General features: G+C 72.1%; 2 protein-coding genes. Both read right to left on the bottom strand.

What is annotated here, in order from left to right:
- On the bottom strand, window positions 1–732 hold a 732-nt coding region (locus G3N62_RS35300; protein WP_206141538.1), incomplete at its 3' end, for an alpha/beta hydrolase.
- 126 nt (window positions 733–858) lie between these two features.
- A partial coding sequence (locus tag G3N62_RS35305) for a ComEC/Rec2 family competence protein (protein WP_206141539.1) occupies window positions 859–1624 on the bottom strand: 766 nt, incomplete at its 5' end.

Below are 1624 nucleotides of genomic sequence, written 5' to 3' on the forward strand. Positions count from 1 at the left end.
TAACAGGTGGCTGCCTTCCAGCCACTCGACGCGGCCGCGCGCCGCCCGCCGCGTCGCATCGAGCCCGACCTGCCGCACCTCGCGCGAACGCGTGCCGGCGAGGAAACCGAGCGGCACCGGCGCGCCGTGCGCGAGCCGCGGGCCGAGCGTGTGCGGCAACGTCCGGTAGATCAGGTATTCGACCTGCCGGTCGAACGCGAGCGCCCGCTCGCCGTCGGCGCCAGCCTGCGGAATCCCGTAATCGATGTAGTCGGCCAGCATCCGTTCGTCCCAGCGCGCGAACGCCGGCTTCTCGCGGAAGTGCCGCCAGACTTCGTCGCGGCTCACCCAGCGCGTGCGCCGGTTGCGCGTCGCGGCGGCCGGCGACAACCGCTCGTCGAGCCCCGCCCACTGGCTCGCCCGCAACGCGCCGGCACGCCATCCGGCGATGATCGGCGAGTCGATCATCACGACGCCGCGCACCCATTGCGGCTTCTTCAGCGCGGCCATCAGCGACAGGTAGCCGCCGAGCGAATGGCCGACGAGCCATACCGGGCGCTCGTAGCGGCTGCCGATGTCGTCGAGCAGCTGCTCGACGAGATGCGGCCAGTCGCGCGTCACCGGATAGCGGCGGTCATGGCCGATCCGCTCGATGTAGCGCAGCTCGTAGTCGTCGGCCAGTTCGGCGAAGATCGTCCGGTACGTGGACGCCGGGAAGCCGTTCGCATGCGAGAAGTGGAGGATGTCCTTCAAACGCCGATGTCTCCTGTGTCGACCGGAGTGAGTGCTTCGGCACGTGCTCCGGCTCCATGCTTTGCGTTCTGTCGGGCTCGCGCGCCGGCACGGTGCGCGGAGCCGCGCTTTCCGTCCCGCCCGCCGTCACCGCTCCATCCAGTACCGGCGTCGCTCGTCGCGATAACGCGCGAATGCGAACCCGCCGCCGGCCGGCGCGACGTCGAACCGCACGGCACCGTCGCGATCGGTGCGCGGCAGCGGTATCCCGCGCGCCTCGTAGCGCGCGAGGACGGTCCGGTGCGGATGCCCGAAACGATTGCGATAGCCTACAGGAAATACCGCGACGCGCGGCCCGACCGAATCGAGGAAAGGCTCGACCGACGACGTGCGGCTGCCGTGATGCGGCACGACCAGGATCTGCGCGGCCAGCGCGTCGGGCGTCGCGTTCACGAGCTCGCGTTCGCCGCGGGCATCGATGTCGCCAGTCAACAACGCGGACGTGCCGCCCGCGTCGACGCGCAGCACGCACGACTGCCCGTTCGACGAGCCCGCGCCCGGGCCGCCGCGCGGCCACAGGATCGTGAAGACGACGCCGTCCCAGGTCCAGCGCTGCCCGGCCGCGCACGGCAGCCGGTCGGCGACGCCGGCGGCCTCGGCGTCGCGCCACAGCCGGTTCGTCGGCGGAATGCCGGCCAGCAACTGGCGCACGTCGGCCGCCGCATAGACGGCCGGCGCACCGCCCGCATGGTCGGCATCCGCATGACTGAGCACGAGCGAATCGATTGCCGCGATGCCGCGCGCCCGCAACGCCGGCGCGACGATCCGCGTGCCGGCGTGCGTCGACTCCGGCCCCGGGCCGGCATCGAACAGCAAGGTCCGCCGCGCGGTTTCGACCAGCACCGACGCCCCC

The organism is Burkholderia sp. Tr-20355 (assembly GCF_017104685.1).
Lineage (GTDB): Bacteria > Pseudomonadota > Gammaproteobacteria > Burkholderiales > Burkholderiaceae > Burkholderia > Burkholderia seminalis.